The sequence below is a fragment of the Lysinibacillus sp. HST-98 genome, from assembly GCF_016757845.1.
GTDB lineage: Bacteria > Bacillota > Bacilli > Bacillales_A > Planococcaceae > Lysinibacillus > Lysinibacillus capsici.
The window spans coordinates 1-20,170 of the sequence record NZ_JAENHX010000013.1; the positions used below are offsets into that span (position 1 = coordinate 1).

The window sequence follows — 20,170 nt, forward strand, 5'->3', positions numbered from 1 at the left end:
ATAGGTAGCCCAGATTCCCTTTTAAATACTCATTAACGATCTTTAATTTAAAACCTTGGCTATATTTCGCCATACAAAAACACCCCAAAAATTAGATTTATTACTCTAACTTTTGGGGTGCAGCACCTAATGCGAGAGGCTTTTACTGTATTTTCGTTCCATTGGGCAGCTGCTGATCAGGCGTTAACAGAATTACATCTCCCTCCACAGGTACACCACCAATGACTAATACCTCTGACTTAAAACCCGCAACGCGACGTGGTGGGAAATTAACAATCGCTACTACTTGCTTCCCAATAATGACTTCGGGTGTATAACGCTTCGTAATTTGTGCAGAAGACTGTTTAATGCCCAGCTCTTCACCAAAATCAATTTTCATTTTAATCGCAGGAACCCGAGCCTTTGGTAGTTCCTCTGCCTCTAATACCGTGCCGATTCGTATATCAAGTGCTATAAAATCTTCTATTGTCGCCATCACTGTACTCCTTAAGTTTTATGACAATGTTAGCATTTAATAGAAAAAAATACAAAAAAGAAGAGCACATAGCGTGCCCTTCTCTCGTTAACGACGATGCTCTACCAGGTCAATCGCACCTAACACAATGTGCGCTAAGCCAAAGCCAAAAATCGTATTGGCCACCATTTTGTTAGAGCCATGTTTTTGCTTCATTGCATAGCCTGCCGCCGTAACAGCTGACCCAAGTATAGTGGGGATTAAACCTTCACGAATTCCATTCATAAATTGATCCCTCCGTCGTATGATTCGGCGTGAGTTTCACACCATACTTACTATGAACGTTTGGCGAGGATACTATACTAGGCATCAACCGTATCAATCATAAAAGCAGTGATCTCCGTTTGATCTGCATTTGTATAGGCCTTGCAAAAAAGAACCACAGCACTTTCTTCATCATCAAACCATAAATAACGAATTTCTGTTGTAAAGCAACTTTGGTCATCCATTTCATACACATCAATAGCTACGGAAGCTTCATCCAGCGGCCATGTTAAGGTACCTTGCAAGGCGAAAACCTCTTGCAGAAAAATAGCAGTATCCTCTGTTAATATCTTCGCCTGTTGAAGTTTCTCATATCTATTATGTACTAAATCATCTAAGGTCATTTTCGTTAACGCTCTTATTTTGTCTTTCATTTGCATAGCCTCCCTCCTTATAGTTATTTTACTGGAAAAGGAAAAATTTCGTATAAGAAAATAGGGGTTTATTGAAACGAAAAAGAGCGGTTAGCCGTATAATAAACGAAGGAGGGCTGAAAATGAAGTATATAGGCATTGGCACCATCTTGTCCATTCTAGGTGTGATATGCTCCATTCTCATATGGGGTACAGAGGAAGCCCATTTGCTTTCAGGGCTACTCGGTGGAATTTTCATCGTTTCTGCCATGTTATTGTCAGGAGCCATCGCAAGCGGAGATAGAATGCGCGCCAATTTCGCAACAGAAACAAATGAAGACAGAAGTGAACGAAATCTCCTCATGAATAACGCTTTACTATTAGCCATACCAAACATTATTGTAGCAATCTTTGCATATTATCTATGAAGCTAATAGTGGCCAACAATCAGAAAAAGCATTGTATTCATCACATTTAGCATTCAAACCACCGATTTGAAGGAGCAATCCAATCTAAGCGATTCTATCCATCAAAATGAGCGTTGTATCCGTCAGATTAGACATTGTATCCGTCACATTTAGCATTCTATCCACCACATTTTACAGGTTATCCATCAATCTTTACATATAAAAATCATAAAAAATGTCACATCTACCCTAGGTGTGGCTTTTTTCGTTGCATTTAATAGAGAGGAGTACATTTGCAATAGAGAGGTGGTACTATGCAATTAACAGATGGTACACAGATATTTGACACGGACATCATTGATGAGGCTGCTAAAAAGAGGGAGCGTGATGAGCAGGAGCGGGAGATGCTCAACGCCTTTGCCCGCTATGCTTATCTACGATATAAGCAAATACGAGACAAAGTAAATCCGCGAAAATGTAAATATATGTATATTCATCAGGTGCGTCAGCAATTAGCATTACCTGCTAGACTACAGCGTGTTTGCAAGCTGCTAACGATGACAGAAGAGGAAGTTCTCTACATTGTAGAATTTGTGCGGAAGTATTTGAAATACGTTAAATAAGCCTCATCTTCATAGATGGGGTTTTTTTACATAATTTCTAGGGAGAATTGTTTCTCAACACCCGCTCCATATAGTATGATGAACGTGTATAAAGGAGTGAGCGTAGTTGAGATTGATTAAATTTCTAGTGGTAATTGCTCTATTCGTTGGTGTAGTGGGGTATGGTGTGCTGCATTTCGGCACAAAATTTGCCTCTGAAAAAATTGTAGATACCTTGTCGACAGAATTAGAAAATAGCGGACAAAAGGAAAACATCAAAAGTACCATTGAAAATGACCCACAATTAAAAGCCTATATGGAAGAGGCGAAAACGGTCGATAGCAGTACATTACCGTTTACGACAAAAGAAGAGGCAACGAAAGTCTTAATTCAAAAAGTGGGCATTACCGATTTGAACGACATGCGTGTAAAATTGCAGGACGGCTCGATGACGCAGGAAGAAGCACTGCAAATGGTGGAAGGCAAATTATCCGATGAAGAGATTGCCGCTTTAAAAGTCATCGTCTATAAAGAGCTTTATGAATAAAAAAGCAGAAGCAATTGTTTGCTTCTGCTGCTTTCATTATACTTACAGATCATGATTATATTTCCATCTAAATCTTGAAGTAGGCAAAGTCATCAAAACGTTCTATAGCATGAATTGGAATGCCTTTGTCTTAATAGGAATTCGCTAAAAAATTCATTTCATCTGCTTAAAAGGGCATGCTTCATGGCATGTACTTTTTTTTATGTCCCATTTTTAAAAATTTTCTTTATATAGTTAGAAAGGACATTAGATGGAAAGAGGGAGCGTCATGATTTATCGAGTAGCTAAAAAGGAGAATTTTGTGGTTTTGGATAAAGCATTCTTAAACGATGAGCAATTAAGCTGGAAAGCAAAGGGTCTGCTTGCCTATATGCTGTCTTTGCCAGATGATTGGTCATTTAGTCTTGCAGATTTAGCAATTCGTAGTAAATGTGGGCGGGAAGCGACAGCCAAAATTTTGGATGAACTCATAGAGGCGGGCTATCTTCAAAAAGTACAGGAACGAGGAAAAGACGGCAAGTTCGGTAGGGTAGAATTTTTCGTCTATGAAGCATCAAAACGTGCTGCTATACCGTCAACGGGAAATTCGTCAACGGTTGTACCATCGACGGAAAAGCCCACACTACTAAATAATAATTTACTAAATAATCAATTACTAAAAGATAAAGATGATAAGGAGTCTACTAGCACTGCCCATCACTTTTATGTGCAACAAGGCTTTGGCACACAAACAACCTACATTGCTAGTAAAATTCGTCATTGGCTCACTATTTTTTCAGAGGACATGGTCATCTATGCGATGAAGCTAGCGGTGGAGCATAATGTTTTACGCTGGCGGTATGTAGAGAGAATCTTACAAAATTGGTGCGATCAGAATATAAAGAATCTTGCAGATATTGCTATCGAGCAGCAACGTTTTCAAGCCCGCAAGCAGCAAGTGTCATCACATTCTAAAGCCAGACGACGGGAAATCATTCCGCAGTGGTTTCAGCAGCGTGGCGATCAGGAACCAAAATCACAGCCAACAATTGATTTTGCAGCAGAACGACAAAAAATATTAGCCCTCTTACGGAGTGAATAAATTCTCCACATACCATAAAGGTTTAATCGATGAAAAGTCATCATGGTCCTGTAAAATCATGTGAATTCTTTCCAACGCATCGTCAAAGGAGCGTGGGTCATAGTGACGAGTCCAAACAATGGTTGAAAAGATAGTCATGGCTGCATAGAGAGCATATAACCGCCAAAACATATCGTCTGGTGCAGATGAAAAATAGCCATCAATCTGCCCAATACAATAGGGGATACTTTGTCGTCTACTAAATAAGGCAAGATTATAAAAGTCATGATAAGGATCACCCACATCATAGCCATTAAAATCTATCACCCCATTGTAAGTATGTCCTTTACAAATAATGTGACCGAGATGAAAATCATCATGAAGCAGGGTGATGGGGCGTTGCTTTAACAGTGGTAAGTGCGTTTCAATAAAGCGCAATAGTTTAGCTTCTTGTGGAAGTTGATAGGCATCTTGTTGGTATGCCTTCAAATAGCTAGAAAACTTTTTGAGCTGTGTTGTCTCCCAATGAATTATTTGCGGAGGGCTCACTTGATGTATTTTTTTCAATTCTTTCCCTGCCGCAAGACCAAGGTGGAATTGCTCAGAGTCAGAAAGTTCCTGAATAATTTCATCTGCTGGTGTTTCTTCTAAAAAGCTAACGACCATTGCGGATACGCTGGCTTCCTGAAACAAGGTATAGTCAACGGCTTTATGTGTTCTTACACCTTGCTTTGCTAACTCTTGGAGCAAGGAAAACTCTACTGCACATTTGTCATGATGTGCTAGATCTGACAAGCGCACCAAATAGCGCGTTTCACCTACTGTTACCAGATACTTGCTATCAGGTGAATAGCCTTTGTTAATTTTCACTAGCTGTGTAAAGCCGTGTAAGCTTGGTAATTGACGAATAATCTCTACTGCCTGCACACTTTCTTTCCTCGCTTTCAATATTTTAGAAGAACTAAAATACTACAGAAAACAATACTTTGTCAATGCTTGGAAGCGAGAAAAGAGGTTATAAAATCATAATGAAAAAATAGTAAAAGAGCACAACTAACTAGAAAACACTTTTGTGCGCGCATTTACTAATAGTAAGTGGATGTCCTTGTGACATTCACTCTTCATAGCTTCGAGGAAAGAGAGGTGAAACGATCGCAGTAGCCTTAAGCGCGAAAAGAAGCTAATAAGCCTCAAAAGGAACCTCTAATTATTTGTTGTTTACCCTAAAAAAACCCAAAAAGACAAAAATAACATAGCGTCAGTCACTAAAAAATAATAGGAAAGGATGGTGCAACATGAGTTATGTTATTGAAAAACAGATGATGTCAGGGCTACCAAATCAGACGCTAACGGCAGTCAAATACATTGTGGCGCATGAATCAGGTAATGGCAGCAATACAGGTCCAAAGGCATTGGAAAACGAAATCGCCTATATGAATCGAAATAAAGCCAATGCCTTTGTTTCTCACTGGGTAGGTGGTGGTGGAAGAATCGTGCAAGTAGCCCCAGTCAATCGCGTGCAATATGGCTGTGGACCAAAGGGAAATCCGTATAGCTATGCCCAGGTGGAACTGGCACGGACTGCTGACAAGGAACAATTTAAAAAGGACTATGCAGCTTATATTTGGCTGTTACGTAAACTTGCTATAGAGGCAGGGGTTCCCACTGTTTTAGATGGTAGCGGCAACGGCATTAAGTCACATCGATGGATTGCGGAAAATCTAGGAGGCACTACGCACAAAGATCCTTTTGACTATTTAAAAAGTATGGGGATTACAGAAGCACAGTTCCAGCAAGATATTAAAAATGGGCTTGAGGAGGGATTAACAGTGTCACAATATAATGAGCTAAAACAAGAAATAGAGACGTTGAAAAGCATACTAGCTGAAAAAGCTAGTTTACAAACAAGCAGAGAAGTGGGGGCAGCCCATAAAGAGGCTTGGGAGTGGGCAATTAGCGAAGGCATTATCCGAGGCGATGGAAGTAAAAACATGAATCCAGCAGGCGCCTTAACAAGAGAGCAAATGGCGACCATGCTGAAACGCTATTACGACAAATTTATAGCCAACTAATTGTGCAGGATAAAGCTCCTAGTCATCGCGAGCTTTATCCTTTTTCATTAAATAAAGGTTTTTTCAAAATTTTGTCGAATGTAGTAGAAGAGAGGAGGGGTTTTGATGTTAACCAAAATAAGAAAAGTAAAATTTGAACAAGAAAGAAAAAATCCATTATACCAGGTGGTGATGGAATGTCCCGATGGTAAGCAACTCTATGTAAAATTTGATTATACGTATAAAACAAAAAATTTCTGGCCATTAGAAGTGAATTATAATAAAAAGAACTATGGTGCAAAGCTAGCATGGTATACAAATGAAGTCGAGAATATGACAGTGGCTTTATTTCTAGAAACGATTGCTGGTAAAATCAACAAGAAGTATGATTTTAACTTTAGGAAACAATAAAAAAGCAGCACCTTGTAGGAGCATACTGCTTAAGACTTGTCCATTATTTAGTTGAGATATAAACAACAAGTGCTGCCTCATCAAATGTTACATTTGCGCCAAGTGCTTGACTGACAAAACGTAAAGGCACCATTGTTGTACCTTGATATATTTCAGCAGGATGGCTGAGTGTGATTGTTGATGCAGAACCATTTGTATCAACATAAGCCGTTTTATTCCCCACACCAATCACAATTTTTTTACTGTCCTTTGTGGCCGTTACTTTTTTCGTTGCATTATCATAGCTAACCGATGCCCCAAGAGATTCAAAAATTGCCTTCATTGGCACTAAGGTTGTGCCATTTTTCATATAAGCGCTAGGCGTATAATTTTGCTTCACGTCATTTAAATAGACAGCAACCTTCGTTAATACAGGTGCTACCGTTGCTTTAGGTGCTGGTGTAGAATAACTTTGACCGCCTGAAGAAGTCCCTGTATTATTGCCACTATTGCCATTATGATAATGATAGCCAGAACAAAGCCCTTTAGCCTTTGATTTGTCAGAACAGTTGTGACCGCCATTGCTATCTAAACGCCCTGGATGTGCGCTCGCAATAGAGGCTGTGGTGAAAAATAATGTAAGCATCGCCATCAACAAAACCAATTTCTTCATATAAATCCTCCAATTATCAAAATATGTAATTATTATACTATCGAAAAGAGAATTTTGATATGTTTTTATAGGAAATTAGTTTTAAATACTTTCGAAACATGAAAAGGCACTACCAGTCAAGAATGGTTAGTGCCTTTTTGTTATATGGTTAATTGATTTTCGTTTTGGAGATCAATGGCTTTTTGAAGTAGTCGATGCAGAATGGCTGCAAAGGTTGCAATCGTACTTGTTACAAAGATGCTGATGAGTGTCAGTGTAATAATTCCTGTAATATCTTCCTTGCCAGTAAACATCATCATAATTGTTGCAATACCTAGCACAAGGCCGGCTACAATCGTGAGAGCACAATTTTTGATCGTTCTCAAAGCCCGTACAGAAGATTTGGAGAAAGCTTTATGCTGGTCGATGTTCGTTAAGAGGCGATAGGTCTGATACAACGCTGTGTAATAGGGAATACATAGTACATACACATAGAGTAAAAAAAGATAAGACAAATAGGAGGATGCGGGATGTGCCACTGCATCTCTACTTGCCATCCCAGGTAGCCATAATAGTCCTAAAGCTAATACAGGGATACCTAGCAGTATGATCACACTCTTTAGGAAAAGGGTTGACCCCTTTTTATGTTTCATACAAATCACCTCACTGGTAATGATATATTGATTTTAAAATAAAATTTATCGTTTTTCAATAAAAATATATTATTATTCAATGATTTTTCATTTAAAAAGACATCCATCCTTATGGGATAGATGCCTTTAAAATGCGATGATTAACATCTCACATATTTACGTTTAAAGCCAATTCTGCCTCGTTCTATTTCCTTTTGAATTGTTTCATAAGCATTTAGCTGCGTGCTTTTTTTGTTGTCTCGCTTCATCTCTACAGGACCAATCGCCTGTGCGGTTGCTACTGCTTGTTCGTGGAGCGGCACATAGGAAATAGCTACTGTGTATAAAAAATTATTCATGGCCGATTTTGTGCGTTCAGGTGCATCGTGAATGGTATTTTTTACGATTTCCAGCATATGAGCTAGCTTGCTCTCGGAAAATTCGCTGTCCTTGCGATTCCCTAATAGCCAGCAATAGCAGCTCCAGCCTGCAGACATTTTCAATTCCTCACTACTGGCAATCCACGCATCCGCCACTTCCTGAGCAATCGGTGCCTCTGCTAAAGTAACCGCTACTACATAATCCGACAGCATATAAAAATAAGCTGCATCGATCCATCGATTAAAATCTTCCACAGTCATGGCTTTTGGATCTGCAATGACGCCAGCAAAGTACATTGCATCATAGTTGCCAGTGGCATAAAGCTCTTCTGCTAGAGTTTGATCGATTTTAATTTTCTTCGCAATAGGCTTCATGGCACCTGTTGCCACACCAAATAACGGCTCATGGGCGCCATTTGATATATACATTTTTTTCGTCCGTTCCTTGCCAAGAGCCTCTAGCTCCTGCATCACCAATTCAGCATTCAAAGTAGCACTTCCTTTTTTTCTGTTTTCTCGATTATTTTTATTATCCTATAAAGAATGTCTTTTTGTAATGGAATAAAAGCATATCATATTGGAATATAAAATATCATATCTGAATATATTTTTGTCAGTCATTTTATAGAGATGGAAGTACCAAATTACAAGTAGCTAGAGCCTATTCCAAATAAACATAAATTGAGCTGCATCCGATTCGAGGGCAATTTGATGATAGTCCGTTGAATCATCATCTGTGATCAAGCGACCTTTTTGTACGTTTAAAATGGCGTGTTTAACAGAATCAGGGTGTTCGACCGCATAGTGGGAGTCCTTTAGAAGAGTGAGGGCAGATCGACATTTATGTTTATCGATGCGCTCATTTTTTCCTTTAAAATACAGCTTGATTAAATAGGGTACATCGTCAATGATTAAACCGAGTTCAGGATTGGAACGCACAATTAAATCGTCGCAATACCAATTCGCCTTACCTGGTTCAAACCACTGAACGTTTTTATTTTTTACAAATTTTATATAGGCTTTAACGGCTTCTTGGTAATTTTTCTGGCGTGCAGGTAGGGCATTATCCACGAGGTCTAGTAAATAGGTATCATTAAAACGATGTTCATGGTATTTTTTTAATCCATCACGCAAGGCTTTCCAATAATCTTTTATTGGATGGTATTCTCCCTGATATTTTATATCCTTCACAAACTTTGTTTTTGCTGCGCTTCCCTTCATTGTGAAGTCTGTAAATTGTGTTAAACCAATAGATGGCTTTGTGAGCGTCGTCATTTTTCCATCACCCTTCTTTCATCATCGATGACATACTATAGATTAGTATTATATTGGAAAGGGTACATGTATATGATTGATGGGTTTGTTAACAATCCGCACCTAACAGCGTTCTATTCCAATAAGAAAATCAATTTTTTAAAAAAATATGTTTAGATGTGTTTTGACTGGGAATATAAATAGCGAGCTAGTAAAAAGCTCAAAAAATATTTAGGAGGAATAGAAATGGCTAACAAGCAAAACAATCGCAACAGAAACAACAATGAAAACATGTCTGTCGAAGAAGCGGGACGTAAAGGCGGAGAAGCTACCTCCAGAAATCATGACCGTGATTTTTATGAAGAAATAGGACGTAAAGGCGGCGAGGCTACGTCTAAAAATCATGGACATGAATTTTATCAAGAAATTGGTCGCAAAGGTGGAGAAGCTACGGCTGAAAACCACGGCGAAGAATTTTATGAAGAAATTGGCCGCAAAGGCGGAGAAGCTACCTCTGAAAAGCACGACGACGATTTTTATGAAGAAATAGGACGTAAAGGTGGAGAAGCACGCAGTAAACAGCGTAGTAACAACTCCAACGGCAACCAAAATCGTCGAAATAACAACAATAACTAATCACTTTTAAATAGCTTGAAACCCTTCACACACAGGGCGTTTGTAGTTTTAAACTACAGGCGCCTTTTTGGTTGTTAAGTTCCTCTCAATCCACAGGATAAATTTGTTGAATTTCTCCTAATTGTAGTATATATTTAATCCGCTTCTACTTGTTTTTAGCGGAAATGAGGATTGAGAGAATGACACAACTTAAAGAAAAAGTACTATTTCAGGTAATTCAATCCGTCGTGCAGACTGTGAACATGACGGTTAAGATAAAACAAGACGATTCAGGTATTAATATGAGCTATAACTTTATTGGGGATTATGTTGGATTTGATGCGAAACGATTAGTAGAGGCAAGAAATGAACTAATGTTTCCAACTTCACTTGAAATTTATGTCAAAACAATGACCCTACATGAGCTAGGTCATGCAGTGGATCGAGAAGCATTACAGGCATCACTTCCACGTACAATAGAAATCTTTACAATGAAAAAGCAACATGCCTTAAAAGAAATATATCGTCAGGAACAACTACTAGCCATGCTGATTGAAGAACATAAAATGAATATTCAATTTGAGCAAACAGCTTGGGAAAATGCATGGATGCTTAACCGTACACATCGCTTAGTTCCTGAAAAGGACTTTGACAATATCAAACAGCATAGCCTAGCGACCTATCAGCGTTTATATGAGCAAGATTTACAAGTTTATCACCATCTTTTGAACCAGCAGATGGTGCAATTAGTTTAGCTAGAAATAATCATTTCATACCGTCGCGGGAATAGATCAAACCAAATAGGGCAATGTAATACTACTTGGAGGTGATCATTTTGACAAAGGGCAAGCAATATAAACGTCAGTCAGAGTTGGCGGAATTAGCGACAGATTTAAGTCCAGATGATTTAGATGTGCGCGAAGAAAATGCTTTAACACAAGAGCAAAAGAAAAATTCGAGCGAAGAAAATCGTTCAAAAAAATCTGCCACACGCAAATCGCAATCATAACGTAAACACCACAATCATTTTCGATTGTGGTGTTATTTTATCTATTGCCACGTTTACATAGATCTCTACTAACAATCGTGGATTTAATGTTACAATTTATAGAATGAATGAAAGGAGCTGGAATAAATGATTTTATTTATCGTATTTGTTGGAGTTGTGGTTGTTATAGGCATCGTCAGTAATGCAAATAAAAATCACAGTAAATCGAATGAGCACAACCACCATATCCATTCCACTAACGAATTTTCAACAAATGATGCATATCTTTCCTCCCAGGACAGTCAACAATGTGCTGATTCTAGTGCCACTTCGAGTGACTCATCCTGTGGCTCCGGCGGGGAATGAAGGTGGCCCTTCTGAAATATTGAGAGATTGATTGAGGTGATCCAAACTAAGGAGAAGCCGCTCCAAAATGAATCCCAAGTAATCAAACAAAGAGGAAATTGTTTATAGCGTGATCAAAGCGGATGAGATCTGCTTGGCATCGATCTCCTCCGAAGTACAAATTTAAAATTTCATCACCTCATAACTAACAACTACTGTGAACTGTTCTTTAAGATATAGCGAAAATGAAGCAACAGGCGTAAGATAGAGGAATAGATAGAGAGAATTTGGAGGTAGTAGTAGCTATGATTCGATTCGAGAATGATTATGCAGAAGGTGCCCATCCACAAATTTTGCAGCGGTTAGTGGCAACAAATGAAGAACAATCTCCAGGGTATGGTATGGATGAGCATTCCGAAAAAGCAAGAGCGTTTATTAAAAAAGCGATTGCAGCGGAGCAGGCAGACATTCACTTTTTAGTTGGTGGTACACAAACGAATATGACCGTGATAGCGTCTATTTTGCGTCCTCATCAGGGCGTCATTGCTGCGAGTACAGGGCATATTGCAGTGCATGAAACAGGAGCTATTGAGGCAACGGGTCATAAGGTGCTGACATTGCCTAGCGATGATGGCAAACTAACTGCGGCACAGGTGAAAGCCTGCTATGATGCGCACTGGCTAGATCGCACACATGAGCATATGGTGCAGCCAGGCTTAGTGTACATATCTCATCCTACGGAAAATGGCACGACCTATAGTAAAGCAGAATTAACAGCCTTACGAGAAGTTTGTCAAGACTGTGACCTACCGCTGTTTATCGATGGTGCTCGTTTAGGCTATGGGCTAGTGGCACAACACAGTGATTTATCTCTCGCTGATATCGCTAAGCTTTGCGATGTATTTTATATTGGTGGCACTAAAATGGGTGCATTGTTTGGAGAAGCAGTCATCATCGTGAATCCTGCTTATCAAAAGGATTTCCGCTACATGATCAAGCAAAGAGGGGGGCTGCTTGCCAAAGGTCGATTATTAGGCATTCAGTTCGAAACGCTATTTGAAGATACGCTCTATATGGATATCTCCCATCATGCGGTAGATATGGCCATGCTGATACGACAGGCATTTCTCGATAAAGGCTTCGCAATGCGCTATGATTCAAAAACGAATCAGCAATTTCCAATTTTACCAAACCATCTACTTCCAACGTTAGAAGAAAAATATTCCTTCTCCATTTGGGAAGCATACGATGATACTCATACGGTTGTGCGCTTTTGCACAAGCTGGGCTACGACCAAAGAAAATGTGGATCGCTTAATAGAAGATATCCATCAATTAGTATAGCTAATCAAGCTGCGCCCTGCATGAAAGGGTGCAGTTTTTTCCTATTATTCCCTAATTATTGCTATACTATAGATAAAAGGAAAGGTGGAAGCGAATGACTAAATACGTAGCACTTTTAAGAGGTATTAATGTAGGCGGGCACAATAAATTAAAAATGGTTGAATTAAGAGATGCGCTGCAACCACTAGGGCTCCAAAACATTCGGACCTATATTCAAAGTGGCAATATCCTGTTTGAATCGAGTGAATCAGCAGAACTTTTGCAACAGCAAATTCAAGAGACCATCCAAACTACCTTCACTATTACGAGTACAGTGATCATTCGTACAGCTGAAGAATTCCGCTCTATTGTGAACAATTGTCCTTTCTCAGAACAAGACTTAGCAGATGCAAGTGCAACAGCTACAGGGGAAAGTCTCCATGTTGCACTACTTTCAACAGTTCCAACTGAAGAGAACGGTGCTAAGTTATTACAGTATGTAAGTGAAAAAGAGCGCTCCATTATTAAGGGGAGAGATGTCTATCTTTTATTTTACGATAGCATTCGCAATGCCAAGCTTAGTCAACAACTGCATAAGCTAGAGGTGCCTGCTACAGTTCGCAATTGGAAAACGATGATGAAGCTTGCGACGATGATTGGTGAGTAGGGAAAATCATCTTTTCTAAGAGGAGGCGTGTTTAGTTGCGACGGGATCAAGTAGGTTATTTTATTTATCCTTTTTTGTACTTCATTGTTAGAACGGTGAATCAATGGAGGAAGCATGAGTCGATTGCATGGGGAGAAAATATAACGATGATGGTCATCACAATGGTCTTCATCTATTTCTTTGTTTGGATGTGGAATTGGTCCAAAAAGCCGTATCAATGGGGAAAGAAGAATAATAAAGAAACATAAAGCAAGAGAGCAAATTTCATTATTGAAATGATGCTCTCTTGTTTTTTACTTGAACTTTTCAGGTTTTGTAGCTTTAATAGAGGCAATTTCTCCACATTGCGTACAGACAGTGAAAATAAGGGGTGAACCTGTGGAAAAGATGGTATTCACGGGTCTTAAAGCAGCATAGCCATCTAATTTCCCTTCAGAAAAAGATTGACCGCTACAGGCTTTACAACTATAAGTATTTGTTTCCATATTCTCACCTCGTAATGTAAGTTTAAGGAAATGATAGCATAGAAAAAACTACAGCGATATGCATCACTGTAGCTCAGAATTGGTTAATACCCTTTGAGGTTTTCTAAAGTATTATAGCATAACAACATATTCATTGTATAGATGAAGGAAAATATATAGATGTTGTGACTTCATTTGACTTTATCGAATTGGCTATTTGTACGAAAAGATTGGGTGTTTCCTGATTCGTGCTATCTTTATAAATGCCGAGAAGATAATGTAAATTGCTTTCTTCAAAGACAAAGAAGTTAAAAAGCAGCTGCTCAAAATAAATTCCCTGACGACCATCTTGCAGTATATATGCTTTTCCTGAAAAGCTCACTTTCGGTTGAATAGGTCGAATATCCATTTTAAAAATATGCTGTTTCATTTCGTTATGAACATAGAGAATGTTAAGTGAATCATACATGCCATAGTGATGATCTTTGTAAAATCGACCAAACTTATGTGTGATGGAAAACGGGGGTAAAACAGTTGGGAGTTTAACCTTACTATAATGCTGTTCAAATTCCTTCACAGCCGCTTCAACTGATTGATAGCCAGCTTCATCAAATTTTCCCTCAAAAGTGGGTGGCTGAGGATGCGCACTTGCATGTTCCGTGGTTTGGTAAAATAAAAAAATACATAGTGAAAAAGTAATTTTCTTTAGCATTTGCTTGCACGTCCTTATTTAAATAGCACTTTATAGAAGTATTTCGATTCAGGATGAAAATATACGTGTTTACATTTAGAGATATTAGTTTAAAAATAAATAGTTTAGTGTTAAACTATTTTACGTTAGGAGAGCTGATTTGCTCTTTTTCGTGTGAGTTGAAGGAGGAATTGAAAATGAATCGAGTAAAAAATAAAGTGGCATTAGTGACAGGTGGAGCTTCTGGTATTGGTTTATCAGCAGCTAGCTTGTTAGCAAAAGAGGGCGCAAAAGTAGTCATTGCTGATTTTAATGTAGAGGGTGCTAAAGAAGCAGCAGCAAATTTAGTCAATGATGGGTATGAGGCGGCAGCCGTTTTCCTTGATGCAGGGGATGCTTCCTCCATTGAAGCGGCCGTGAACTTCACTGTAGAACGATATGGCTCCTTAACGGTGCTCTTTAATAATGTTGGTCTAACTAACCTGAAGAAAGATTTAGATGTATTAAATATTGATTTAGATGAGTGGGACCGCTTAGTCAATGTGAATTTAAAATCTATATTACTAGGAAGTCGTTTTGCCATTCCATATATGCAAAAAGCTGGTGGGGGCTCAATTATTAATACGGCTTCTATGGCTGCGTTCGCCAGTGACCAAATTCGTACAGCCTATGGGGCAACAAAAGCAGGTGTGGTGAATATGACAAGAAACATTGCCACACAATTTGGGAAGGATCATATCCGTTGTAATGCGGTTGCACCAGGTCTTATTTTAACACCTGCCGCGAAAAACAATATGCCAGAAGAAATGCTGGCAATTTATGCGAAATTTAATGCGCTACCATATCATGGAGAAGCGGATGATATTGGCCATGCAGTTGTATTTTTAGCCTCTGACGAATCAAAATTTATGACGGGCCAAACACTGCAAATTGAAGGCGGACATTACCTCGCTAACCCAACCATTGCTGATACTAATAACTTGCTAGCATCTTTATAGTTAATAAATAAAAGAGGTTGTCTTAAAAAATAGACAACCTCTTTATTATTTGGCACAAGCTTAGCTACATTTGAGGAGCTTCCAACCCAAACTGAGCCCATTCCTCTTTCGCTGGACCATAAATACCTGGAACAGTTAAACCAGCCTGACGCATCAGAACCGTCATTTGACCGCGATGATGACTTTGGTGCTGTAGTAAAAATAATAACAGGGAACCATTGGGCATTTGTTGACCAATAAATTCAATCGTTTCAGTCATTGTCTTGTCAGTCCATTGCGATTGTATCGCTTCCACAAAGGCTTCACTCGCTTGGTGATAGCCATCTGCAATGAACTGAGCAGAAGTAGGAACTGGAAAATCCTTTGCTGGGGCTTCAAACGCTAAATTCGAATTCGAGGTAATAATTCGAATAGCAGTAACCGTGTGCCAAGCAATGCGTCCTAAAGTCCAGTTTTCGGGAGTGATTGCCTGATGTAGCGATTCATCTGTAAGGTGATTAAGTAATTTTTGCGTAGCAGCGGCTTCAAATGCCCAAGACTGTAAAAAATGATCGATTGTTTGAAACATGAAATCCCTCCAAAAATAGCCTATGATGTATTATTTTCCTATGCTCCTAAAAGAAAAGCAAGATAAAGCACTGCATAAAGGGGAAGGGCAATAGAGAGCAGGATGTACATGCTCCATTCACCAATCGATAATTTTCGTTGCCACCTCGTTAATTTTAGCTGTCGACAATAAATCATACTAGCAAGTAAAAAAATTAATAAAGTAAAATCCTTTAAGTTATCTAAAAAGATGTTCAGAATATCAACTCCTTTAGGCATTGGCAATATATGTGTCAACAAGACGTTCAATGACCATAAGCTGAGCCAACATAAAAAGTGCGTTTCTATCTAACATAGAAACGCACTTCGATTTATTCGTCTCGAATGACAATAAAAACGCCACTAAAAATTAATAGGGAGCCTATCCAAAAGGAAAGCCCAATCGTCTCTCCTAATAAGGTCCAGCCTAAAAAGGTGCCAACAATCGGTTGAAAGAAGAAAAATAAGCCGCCACTAGACGCATTCATTAGTTGAAGCCCTTTATTCCACAATAAAAACCCACCGGCTGTTGAGATAATGCCTAAGTAAAGCAAGCCACCTGAAATGGTCGGCTGTAAAACACTTGCCAGATCTAAATTGTTTAGCCTTGGAAGGACAAAAGGGGTCAATAGCATCACGGCAATCATAGATGTATAGGTTGTGACAACAATTTGTGAGTAATCGCTTGGTACCTTTTTGACGAATACCGACATCAATGCCCACGTTAAGGCAGCAAGCAGTAAATAGAGTCCGCCTAATTGCTGTGTCACATCGATTTGACCATTGCCTACAACGATTCCAACACCAATCGTGGCAAGAGCGATGGACAAGCATTTTTTCAGCGTAATACTTTCTTTTAAAATCAAACGGGCGAAGACAACCATAAAAGCAGGGGTTGTAGCAGTAATAATTGCTCCCATCTGCGCGGTGGATAGCATTGTGCCCATTTCCTGTGTCACAATTGAAATCGTGTTCCCAATAAGGCCAACAAGAAAAATGATCAGCCAATCTTTTTTAGCTATTTTCCAGGATTGCCTCAACATGATCCCGATGATCCCGAGTGCAATCACCGCAATTAAATAGCGCATCCAAACAAGCTCTAATGGTGGCACAACCTCCACCACTACTTTAACGACTACATACATGGCACCCCAAATACTCGCAGCAAGCGATAAAAAGATGGCACCGATTACTAGATTTCTCATATTTTTTCCTCCGTTTTCATAGATACCTATGCCCATAACGGAGAAAAAGCGCTTCTACCGTTAAGGAAGAAGAAGTGCTGGTACGTCCTGTTCAAATAATGGAGCAAACATCATAATTATCCCACCATCCTCAAATCATTTTTTATTAGTATAATAGAATAAACATCGTTTTCATAGAGAGATTTCATGAAAGCAAAAAGAGGAGGATGAAAATGGTAATAATTCAATACAAGATGGAAGAGAAGGATTTGCCAGTATTAAAGGAAGTCTATCAATCTGTTGGGTGGAGGAAACATGATGAACAGATTATCAAACAAGTTTTCGATGCAAGCACACATCAAGTTTTCGCCGTGGTAGATGGAAAAATAGTGGGCTTTGCTAGAGCTTTGTCAGATGGCGTATTTAATGCCGCCATTTACGATGTGGTTGTGCATCAAGCCTATCAAGGTACAGGGATTGCTCGTTTACTGCTAGAGGATATGATCGTACAGTTAAGGGAGGTATCCTGCATTCAGTTAATTGCCACAACAGGGAATGAACCGTTTTATGCAAAAATGGGCTTTAGAAAATTGAAAACGGGTATGGCCATCTATAAAAATCAACAACTAGCTCAAGAATATTTGGATTAAAGGAAATGGTCGGAAACCCACAAATGGTTTCCGACCTTACGATTTCACGCCATTATTTTTAGACTGGATGAAATAGCTGTTAGTTGATACCTGCTTATAGTGCCCTATATTCCACTCATTCAGGTTGATTAAATCTTTAAGGAATTTGGGGACAGGACAATTCCAATCTACATTTACTATTGTTAGTGGGAAATTATCCTCAGCTGGATTGGGTGTATGGATAGTAACTGAATCCAAACCAGCATTCTCCTCTACAAACTCCATCCATAATTGATATGGTTTTCTGAATGTCGAGAGCTTATGTGATAAACAGTTATACAGGTCTATATGTGCTCTCTTCGTATCTTCAAACCATAATGTACGGAAATAACGCCTTTTCCCACTACTGTTCCTCCATTTAAAAAGCTATTCCTTTCATTACTTTGCCCTTTATTAAAATAATGGCTTTGGCAATCCATTAAGATGCGCGATAACGGAGATTTGCCCAACATGGTAAGCTTCATGTGAGTAAACATGATGAAACAACCAATTAAGTGTAGGGACGGAAGGTGGCGTCCAACCATCAGAAAACTTCGGCACCTCGACTAATTCATTGAGCTGCGATTCGTCTAATGTATGTAGAATGTCATCCGTATAATTTCTAATTTGAATATAGGAATCTAGTATTTCCTTGGGCGAACAATTATCGTGAAGGTTTAACATACAAGGTTTCCTAAGTCCAATTTCATTCACCCAATAGTCTTCGCTACTTGATAAATGAGATATAATCCATGCGACATTATTTGGATAAAAATCAGATGTCTTAAACCAAAATGCCTCATCAAGTGTGCTTAGGTAAGGGATTAACGTTTTCCTAAGATCATTACGATATGGAAATAGCACATCTATACATCCTTTCATTTATTAATAGGTTTGTTGTAAAGGAACAAGTATGGGATAGGAAATGAATACTTTATTTCTCAAGTTGAAGGAGGTCTGGAATATTAAAAAAATCACCTAGAGGAAGGTGATTAAATCGGATTGACTTTAAGTTCTCTTAGAATTAAAAGCACGCCCATTCCATACACAATAGAAATGGCTAAAGGTACAAGTGTGAAGGCTTGATCGACAAAGAAGCCACCTAAAATCAAAGCAGAAAAGCAAACGCCTAAAGTCACAAATAAATAAGCCTTACTTTTATAAATCCATATGTATGGCAGAAAATGAGAGCCTGCAAGTAAACCTATTGTAAAGGGAAGGTATTCAGGTATGTTCATATACACAATGATAAATACAGGTATGTAAAAAGCTTGAGGAGCGGCAACAATTCCTCCTAACGTCCCTAAAGGATTGCCAGTAGCGTTTAAATTAATCCCAAGAATTTTACTAATGCCAAAACCGATAGGGAAAATGGCACCTAAGCCAAAGATCCAAATTAAACGTACAGCTTCAATTGGTAAAAATAAGGGCATTAGAGTAAAAAGTAAAAAGACAACCGCACCAGAAAGTAAAATGGGAAATCCCTTCTTTACTTCACCAATCATTTCCTTTTGTAAATCTTCCAGTGTTTTATCCATCAACGCACCATCCTTCATAAAATAAATAGAATATAACCTATAATATACCAGTATATTTCTATTTTTACCACAGATGATTTTAAATGGATTTTTTTGTAAAGCTGGCGATGAAGAAGACCAAGATGATTATTAAATTTGTTGATTAGTGAAAGAAAATCATTCCTTTCATCTTTCTTACGTTATAAATACCTATGGAGATTTGACAATATTGATTTTGGAATTATGAAATGGTCGTCACCTTCTATCTATAGAATAGTTTTTACCATTAACAAAAAGGCCATCTACTCAATCATCAAGCATGTTTAAAGGTTACTCGCTTTTTTTGTGTCTCAATGTTAGCATTGTAGAATATTGGAGGTATTATATGGGACGAGATAAAAAATTTTCTGAACAAGACCTTTGGCATCATACACATCAGCTTTTGCTATCTGTTGGATATCAAGGGTTTACAATGAGCTTGCTTGCACAAAGTATTGGCGTATCAAGGGCCGCAATTTATAAACAATATCCAAATAAAGAAGAACTTATTATTCAATTTATGGTTTGGCAAATGGAAAAAAGCATCGAGAACCTTTCAAATGTTAATTTTTCGCAATCATTTGAACAACAGCTTGAGGATTTACTTGTTCGTATGTTTGATATGCGTGACCTACATCAAATTTTAGGATTCGCCTCACAGATTAATGACGTATCACTAGTTGTGAAGCAAAAAAAGGAAGTATTAAATAACATGCATGGTGGACTCTACATACCACTTCAACAAGTAATCAAGCAGGGTAAGGAAGAGGGGATCATTGCAGAAGATCGTAACGACTTTATTTTGCTTAGCTTCATTTTTCAATTGATTGATATGCCAAACCATCTCAATATGCCTATAGAAAGCTTTTTAAAAGAGATCCAATTGCTTATTTTACATGGTATTTCAAAATAAGTAACAAGTATGTCACTTATTTTAGTTACACATGTGTAACTTTTGTGTATAATGAAAAAGAATTCATA

31 protein-coding genes are annotated in these 20,170 nt (G+C 38.5%); 16 read left to right on the forward strand and 15 right to left on the reverse strand.

What is annotated here, in order from left to right; all coding sequences use genetic code 11:
- Positions 1-142: 142 nt before the first annotated feature.
- The 3 genes from csaA to JIN86_RS21200 form a co-directional block, all read right to left on the reverse strand.
- Entirely contained in the window at positions 143-475 is a 333-nt protein-coding gene (gene csaA / locus JIN86_RS21190; RefSeq protein ID WP_004228641.1) for a chaperone CsaA, read from the reverse strand.
- An 87-nt stretch (positions 476-562) separates the two neighbouring features.
- Positions 563-739: a hypothetical protein gene (locus tag JIN86_RS21195; RefSeq protein ID WP_004228639.1), complete on the reverse strand. Its 177-nt coding sequence runs from the start codon at positions 737-739 to the stop codon at positions 563-565.
- A 77-nt stretch (positions 740-816) separates the two neighbouring features.
- Positions 817-1,158, reverse strand: a complete 342-nt coding sequence (locus JIN86_RS21200) for a DUF7668 domain-containing protein (protein WP_009371082.1) — start codon at positions 1,156-1,158, stop codon at positions 817-819.
- 116 nt (positions 1,159-1,274) lie between these two features.
- On the opposite strand from JIN86_RS21200, the gene JIN86_RS21205 reads away from it, so the two are divergent.
- From JIN86_RS21205 to JIN86_RS21220, 4 genes are all read left to right on the forward strand, one after another.
- Positions 1,275-1,559 carry a DUF5316 family protein gene (locus JIN86_RS21205; RefSeq protein ID WP_004228636.1) on the forward strand — a complete coding sequence of 95 codons (285 nt, stop codon included), beginning with the start codon at positions 1,275-1,277 and terminating at the stop codon, positions 1,557-1,559.
- A 293-nt stretch (positions 1,560-1,852) separates the two neighbouring features.
- Complete coding sequence (locus JIN86_RS21210; protein ID WP_004228634.1) at positions 1,853-2,161, forward strand: hypothetical protein; 309 nt, start codon at positions 1,853-1,855, stop codon at positions 2,159-2,161.
- Positions 2,162-2,267: 106 nt separating this feature from the next.
- Complete coding sequence (locus JIN86_RS21215; RefSeq protein ID WP_004228631.1) at positions 2,268-2,687, forward strand: hypothetical protein; 420 nt, start codon at positions 2,268-2,270, stop codon at positions 2,685-2,687.
- 268 nt (positions 2,688-2,955) lie between these two features.
- Positions 2,956-3,768: a DnaD domain protein gene (locus tag JIN86_RS21220; protein ID WP_202342790.1), complete on the forward strand. Its 813-nt coding sequence runs from the start codon at positions 2,956-2,958 to the stop codon at positions 3,766-3,768.
- On the opposite strand, the gene JIN86_RS21225 is transcribed toward JIN86_RS21220, so the two are convergent.
- Positions 3,754-4,674: a phosphotransferase family protein gene (locus JIN86_RS21225; protein ID WP_202342791.1), complete on the reverse strand. Its 921-nt coding sequence runs from the start codon at positions 4,672-4,674 to the stop codon at positions 3,754-3,756. The two genes, JIN86_RS21220 and JIN86_RS21225, sit on opposite strands and share 15 nt — an antisense overlap.
- Positions 4,675-5,042: 368 nt before the next feature.
- Here JIN86_RS21225 and JIN86_RS21230 point away from each other — a divergent pair, with 368 nt between their 5' ends.
- Together JIN86_RS21230 and JIN86_RS21235 are read left to right on the forward strand one after the other, a co-directional pair.
- Positions 5,043-5,819, forward strand: a complete 777-nt coding sequence (locus JIN86_RS21230; protein ID WP_202342792.1) for an N-acetylmuramoyl-L-alanine amidase — start codon at positions 5,043-5,045, stop codon at positions 5,817-5,819.
- Positions 5,820-5,924: 105 nt separating this feature from the next.
- Entirely contained in the window at positions 5,925-6,209 is a 285-nt protein-coding gene (locus tag JIN86_RS21235) for a hypothetical protein (RefSeq protein ID WP_004228621.1), read from the forward strand.
- Between the two features lie 43 nt (positions 6,210-6,252).
- On the opposite strand, the gene JIN86_RS21240 is transcribed toward JIN86_RS21235, so the two are convergent.
- The 4 genes from JIN86_RS21240 to JIN86_RS21255 all read right to left on the reverse strand — a co-directional run bounded on the left by JIN86_RS21240 (position 6,253) and on the right by JIN86_RS21255 (position 9,127).
- Complete coding sequence (locus JIN86_RS21240) at positions 6,253-6,861, reverse strand: copper amine oxidase N-terminal domain-containing protein (RefSeq protein ID WP_202342793.1); 609 nt, start codon at positions 6,859-6,861, stop codon at positions 6,253-6,255.
- A gap of 140 nt (positions 6,862-7,001) precedes the next feature.
- Positions 7,002-7,493, reverse strand: coding sequence for a DUF2975 domain-containing protein (locus tag JIN86_RS21245; RefSeq protein WP_202342794.1), 492 nt, complete (start codon positions 7,491-7,493; stop codon positions 7,002-7,004).
- Positions 7,494-7,633: 140 nt separating this feature from the next.
- Positions 7,634-8,323: a DNA alkylation repair protein gene (locus JIN86_RS21250; RefSeq protein WP_370568739.1), complete on the reverse strand. Its 690-nt coding sequence runs from the start codon at positions 8,321-8,323 to the stop codon at positions 7,634-7,636.
- A gap of 183 nt (positions 8,324-8,506) precedes the next feature.
- On the reverse strand, positions 8,507-9,127 hold the full coding sequence (locus tag JIN86_RS21255; protein ID WP_009371086.1) for a hypothetical protein: 621 nt from the start codon (positions 9,125-9,127) through the stop codon (positions 8,507-8,509).
- Between the two features lie 225 nt (positions 9,128-9,352).
- On the opposite strand from JIN86_RS21255, the gene JIN86_RS21260 reads away from it, so the two are divergent.
- The 7 genes from JIN86_RS21260 to JIN86_RS21290 all read left to right on the forward strand — a co-directional run bounded on the left by JIN86_RS21260 (position 9,353) and on the right by JIN86_RS21290 (position 13,291).
- The gene (locus tag JIN86_RS21260) at positions 9,353-9,742 is read left to right on the forward strand and encodes a KGG domain-containing protein (RefSeq protein ID WP_009371087.1); all 390 of its coding nucleotides are present in this window, start codon (positions 9,353-9,355) and stop codon (positions 9,740-9,742) included.
- Between the two features lie 179 nt (positions 9,743-9,921).
- The gene (locus tag JIN86_RS21265) at positions 9,922-10,476 is read left to right on the forward strand and encodes an integrase (protein WP_202342796.1); all 555 of its coding nucleotides are present in this window, start codon (positions 9,922-9,924) and stop codon (positions 10,474-10,476) included.
- Between the two features lie 71 nt (positions 10,477-10,547).
- Complete coding sequence (locus JIN86_RS21270; protein ID WP_232735591.1) at positions 10,548-10,730, forward strand: hypothetical protein; 183 nt, start codon at positions 10,548-10,550, stop codon at positions 10,728-10,730.
- Between the two features lie 126 nt (positions 10,731-10,856).
- Positions 10,857-11,075, forward strand: coding sequence for a hypothetical protein (locus tag JIN86_RS21275; RefSeq protein ID WP_202342797.1), 219 nt, complete (start codon positions 10,857-10,859; stop codon positions 11,073-11,075).
- 284 nt (positions 11,076-11,359) lie between these two features.
- Complete coding sequence (locus JIN86_RS21280; protein WP_202342798.1) at positions 11,360-12,397, forward strand: threonine aldolase family protein; 1,038 nt, start codon at positions 11,360-11,362, stop codon at positions 12,395-12,397.
- Between the two features lie 94 nt (positions 12,398-12,491).
- Positions 12,492-13,043, forward strand: a complete 552-nt coding sequence (locus tag JIN86_RS21285; RefSeq protein WP_202342799.1) for a DUF1697 domain-containing protein — start codon at positions 12,492-12,494, stop codon at positions 13,041-13,043.
- A 35-nt stretch (positions 13,044-13,078) separates the two neighbouring features.
- Positions 13,079-13,291 (forward strand): hypothetical protein, encoded by a 213-nt coding sequence (locus JIN86_RS21290; protein ID WP_202342800.1) that lies wholly within the window; start codon positions 13,079-13,081, stop codon positions 13,289-13,291.
- 45 nt (positions 13,292-13,336) lie between these two features.
- Here JIN86_RS21290 and JIN86_RS21295 read toward each other — a convergent pair whose 3' ends face one another.
- Both JIN86_RS21295 and JIN86_RS21300 read right to left on the reverse strand, forming a co-directional pair.
- On the reverse strand, positions 13,337-13,528 hold the full coding sequence (locus tag JIN86_RS21295; RefSeq protein WP_202342801.1) for a hypothetical protein: 192 nt from the start codon (positions 13,526-13,528) through the stop codon (positions 13,337-13,339).
- Positions 13,529-13,658: 130 nt separating this feature from the next.
- The gene (locus JIN86_RS21300; RefSeq protein ID WP_202342802.1) at positions 13,659-14,219 is read right to left on the reverse strand and encodes a carbon monoxide dehydrogenase; all 561 of its coding nucleotides are present in this window, start codon (positions 14,217-14,219) and stop codon (positions 13,659-13,661) included.
- Positions 14,220-14,395: 176 nt separating this feature from the next.
- On the opposite strand from JIN86_RS21300, the gene JIN86_RS21305 reads away from it, so the two are divergent.
- Positions 14,396-15,196 (forward strand): SDR family NAD(P)-dependent oxidoreductase, encoded by an 801-nt coding sequence (locus JIN86_RS21305; protein ID WP_202342803.1) that lies wholly within the window; start codon positions 14,396-14,398, stop codon positions 15,194-15,196.
- A gap of 64 nt (positions 15,197-15,260) precedes the next feature.
- On the opposite strand, the gene JIN86_RS21310 is transcribed toward JIN86_RS21305, so the two are convergent.
- Positions 15,261-15,764 (reverse strand): DinB family protein, encoded by a 504-nt coding sequence (locus tag JIN86_RS21310; RefSeq protein WP_009371092.1) that lies wholly within the window; start codon positions 15,762-15,764, stop codon positions 15,261-15,263.
- A 349-nt stretch (positions 15,765-16,113) separates the two neighbouring features.
- Entirely contained in the window at positions 16,114-16,986 is an 873-nt protein-coding gene (locus tag JIN86_RS21315; protein ID WP_202342804.1) for a DMT family transporter, read from the reverse strand.
- 212 nt (positions 16,987-17,198) lie between these two features.
- On the opposite strand from JIN86_RS21315, the gene JIN86_RS21320 reads away from it, so the two are divergent.
- Positions 17,199-17,615: a GNAT family N-acetyltransferase gene (locus tag JIN86_RS21320; RefSeq protein WP_004228579.1), complete on the forward strand. Its 417-nt coding sequence runs from the start codon at positions 17,199-17,201 to the stop codon at positions 17,613-17,615.
- A gap of 36 nt (positions 17,616-17,651) precedes the next feature.
- On the opposite strand, the gene JIN86_RS21325 is transcribed toward JIN86_RS21320, so the two are convergent.
- From JIN86_RS21325 to JIN86_RS21335, 3 genes are all read right to left on the reverse strand, one after another.
- Positions 17,652-17,852 carry a hypothetical protein gene (locus tag JIN86_RS21325; RefSeq protein WP_202342805.1) on the reverse strand — a complete coding sequence of 67 codons (201 nt, stop codon included), beginning with the start codon at positions 17,850-17,852 and terminating at the stop codon, positions 17,652-17,654.
- A 195-nt stretch (positions 17,853-18,047) separates the two neighbouring features.
- Entirely contained in the window at positions 18,048-18,497 is a 450-nt protein-coding gene (locus JIN86_RS21330; protein ID WP_202342806.1) for a DinB family protein, read from the reverse strand.
- Positions 18,498-18,625: 128 nt separating this feature from the next.
- Positions 18,626-19,171 (reverse strand): DUF7010 family protein, encoded by a 546-nt coding sequence (locus tag JIN86_RS21335; protein WP_004228576.1) that lies wholly within the window; start codon positions 19,169-19,171, stop codon positions 18,626-18,628.
- A gap of 364 nt (positions 19,172-19,535) precedes the next feature.
- Here JIN86_RS21335 and JIN86_RS21340 point away from each other — a divergent pair, with 364 nt between their 5' ends.
- A complete protein-coding gene (locus JIN86_RS21340) occupies positions 19,536-20,102 on the forward strand; it encodes a TetR/AcrR family transcriptional regulator (RefSeq protein WP_202342807.1) in 567 nt (188 codons plus the stop codon).
- Positions 20,103-20,170 lie beyond the last annotated feature (68 nt).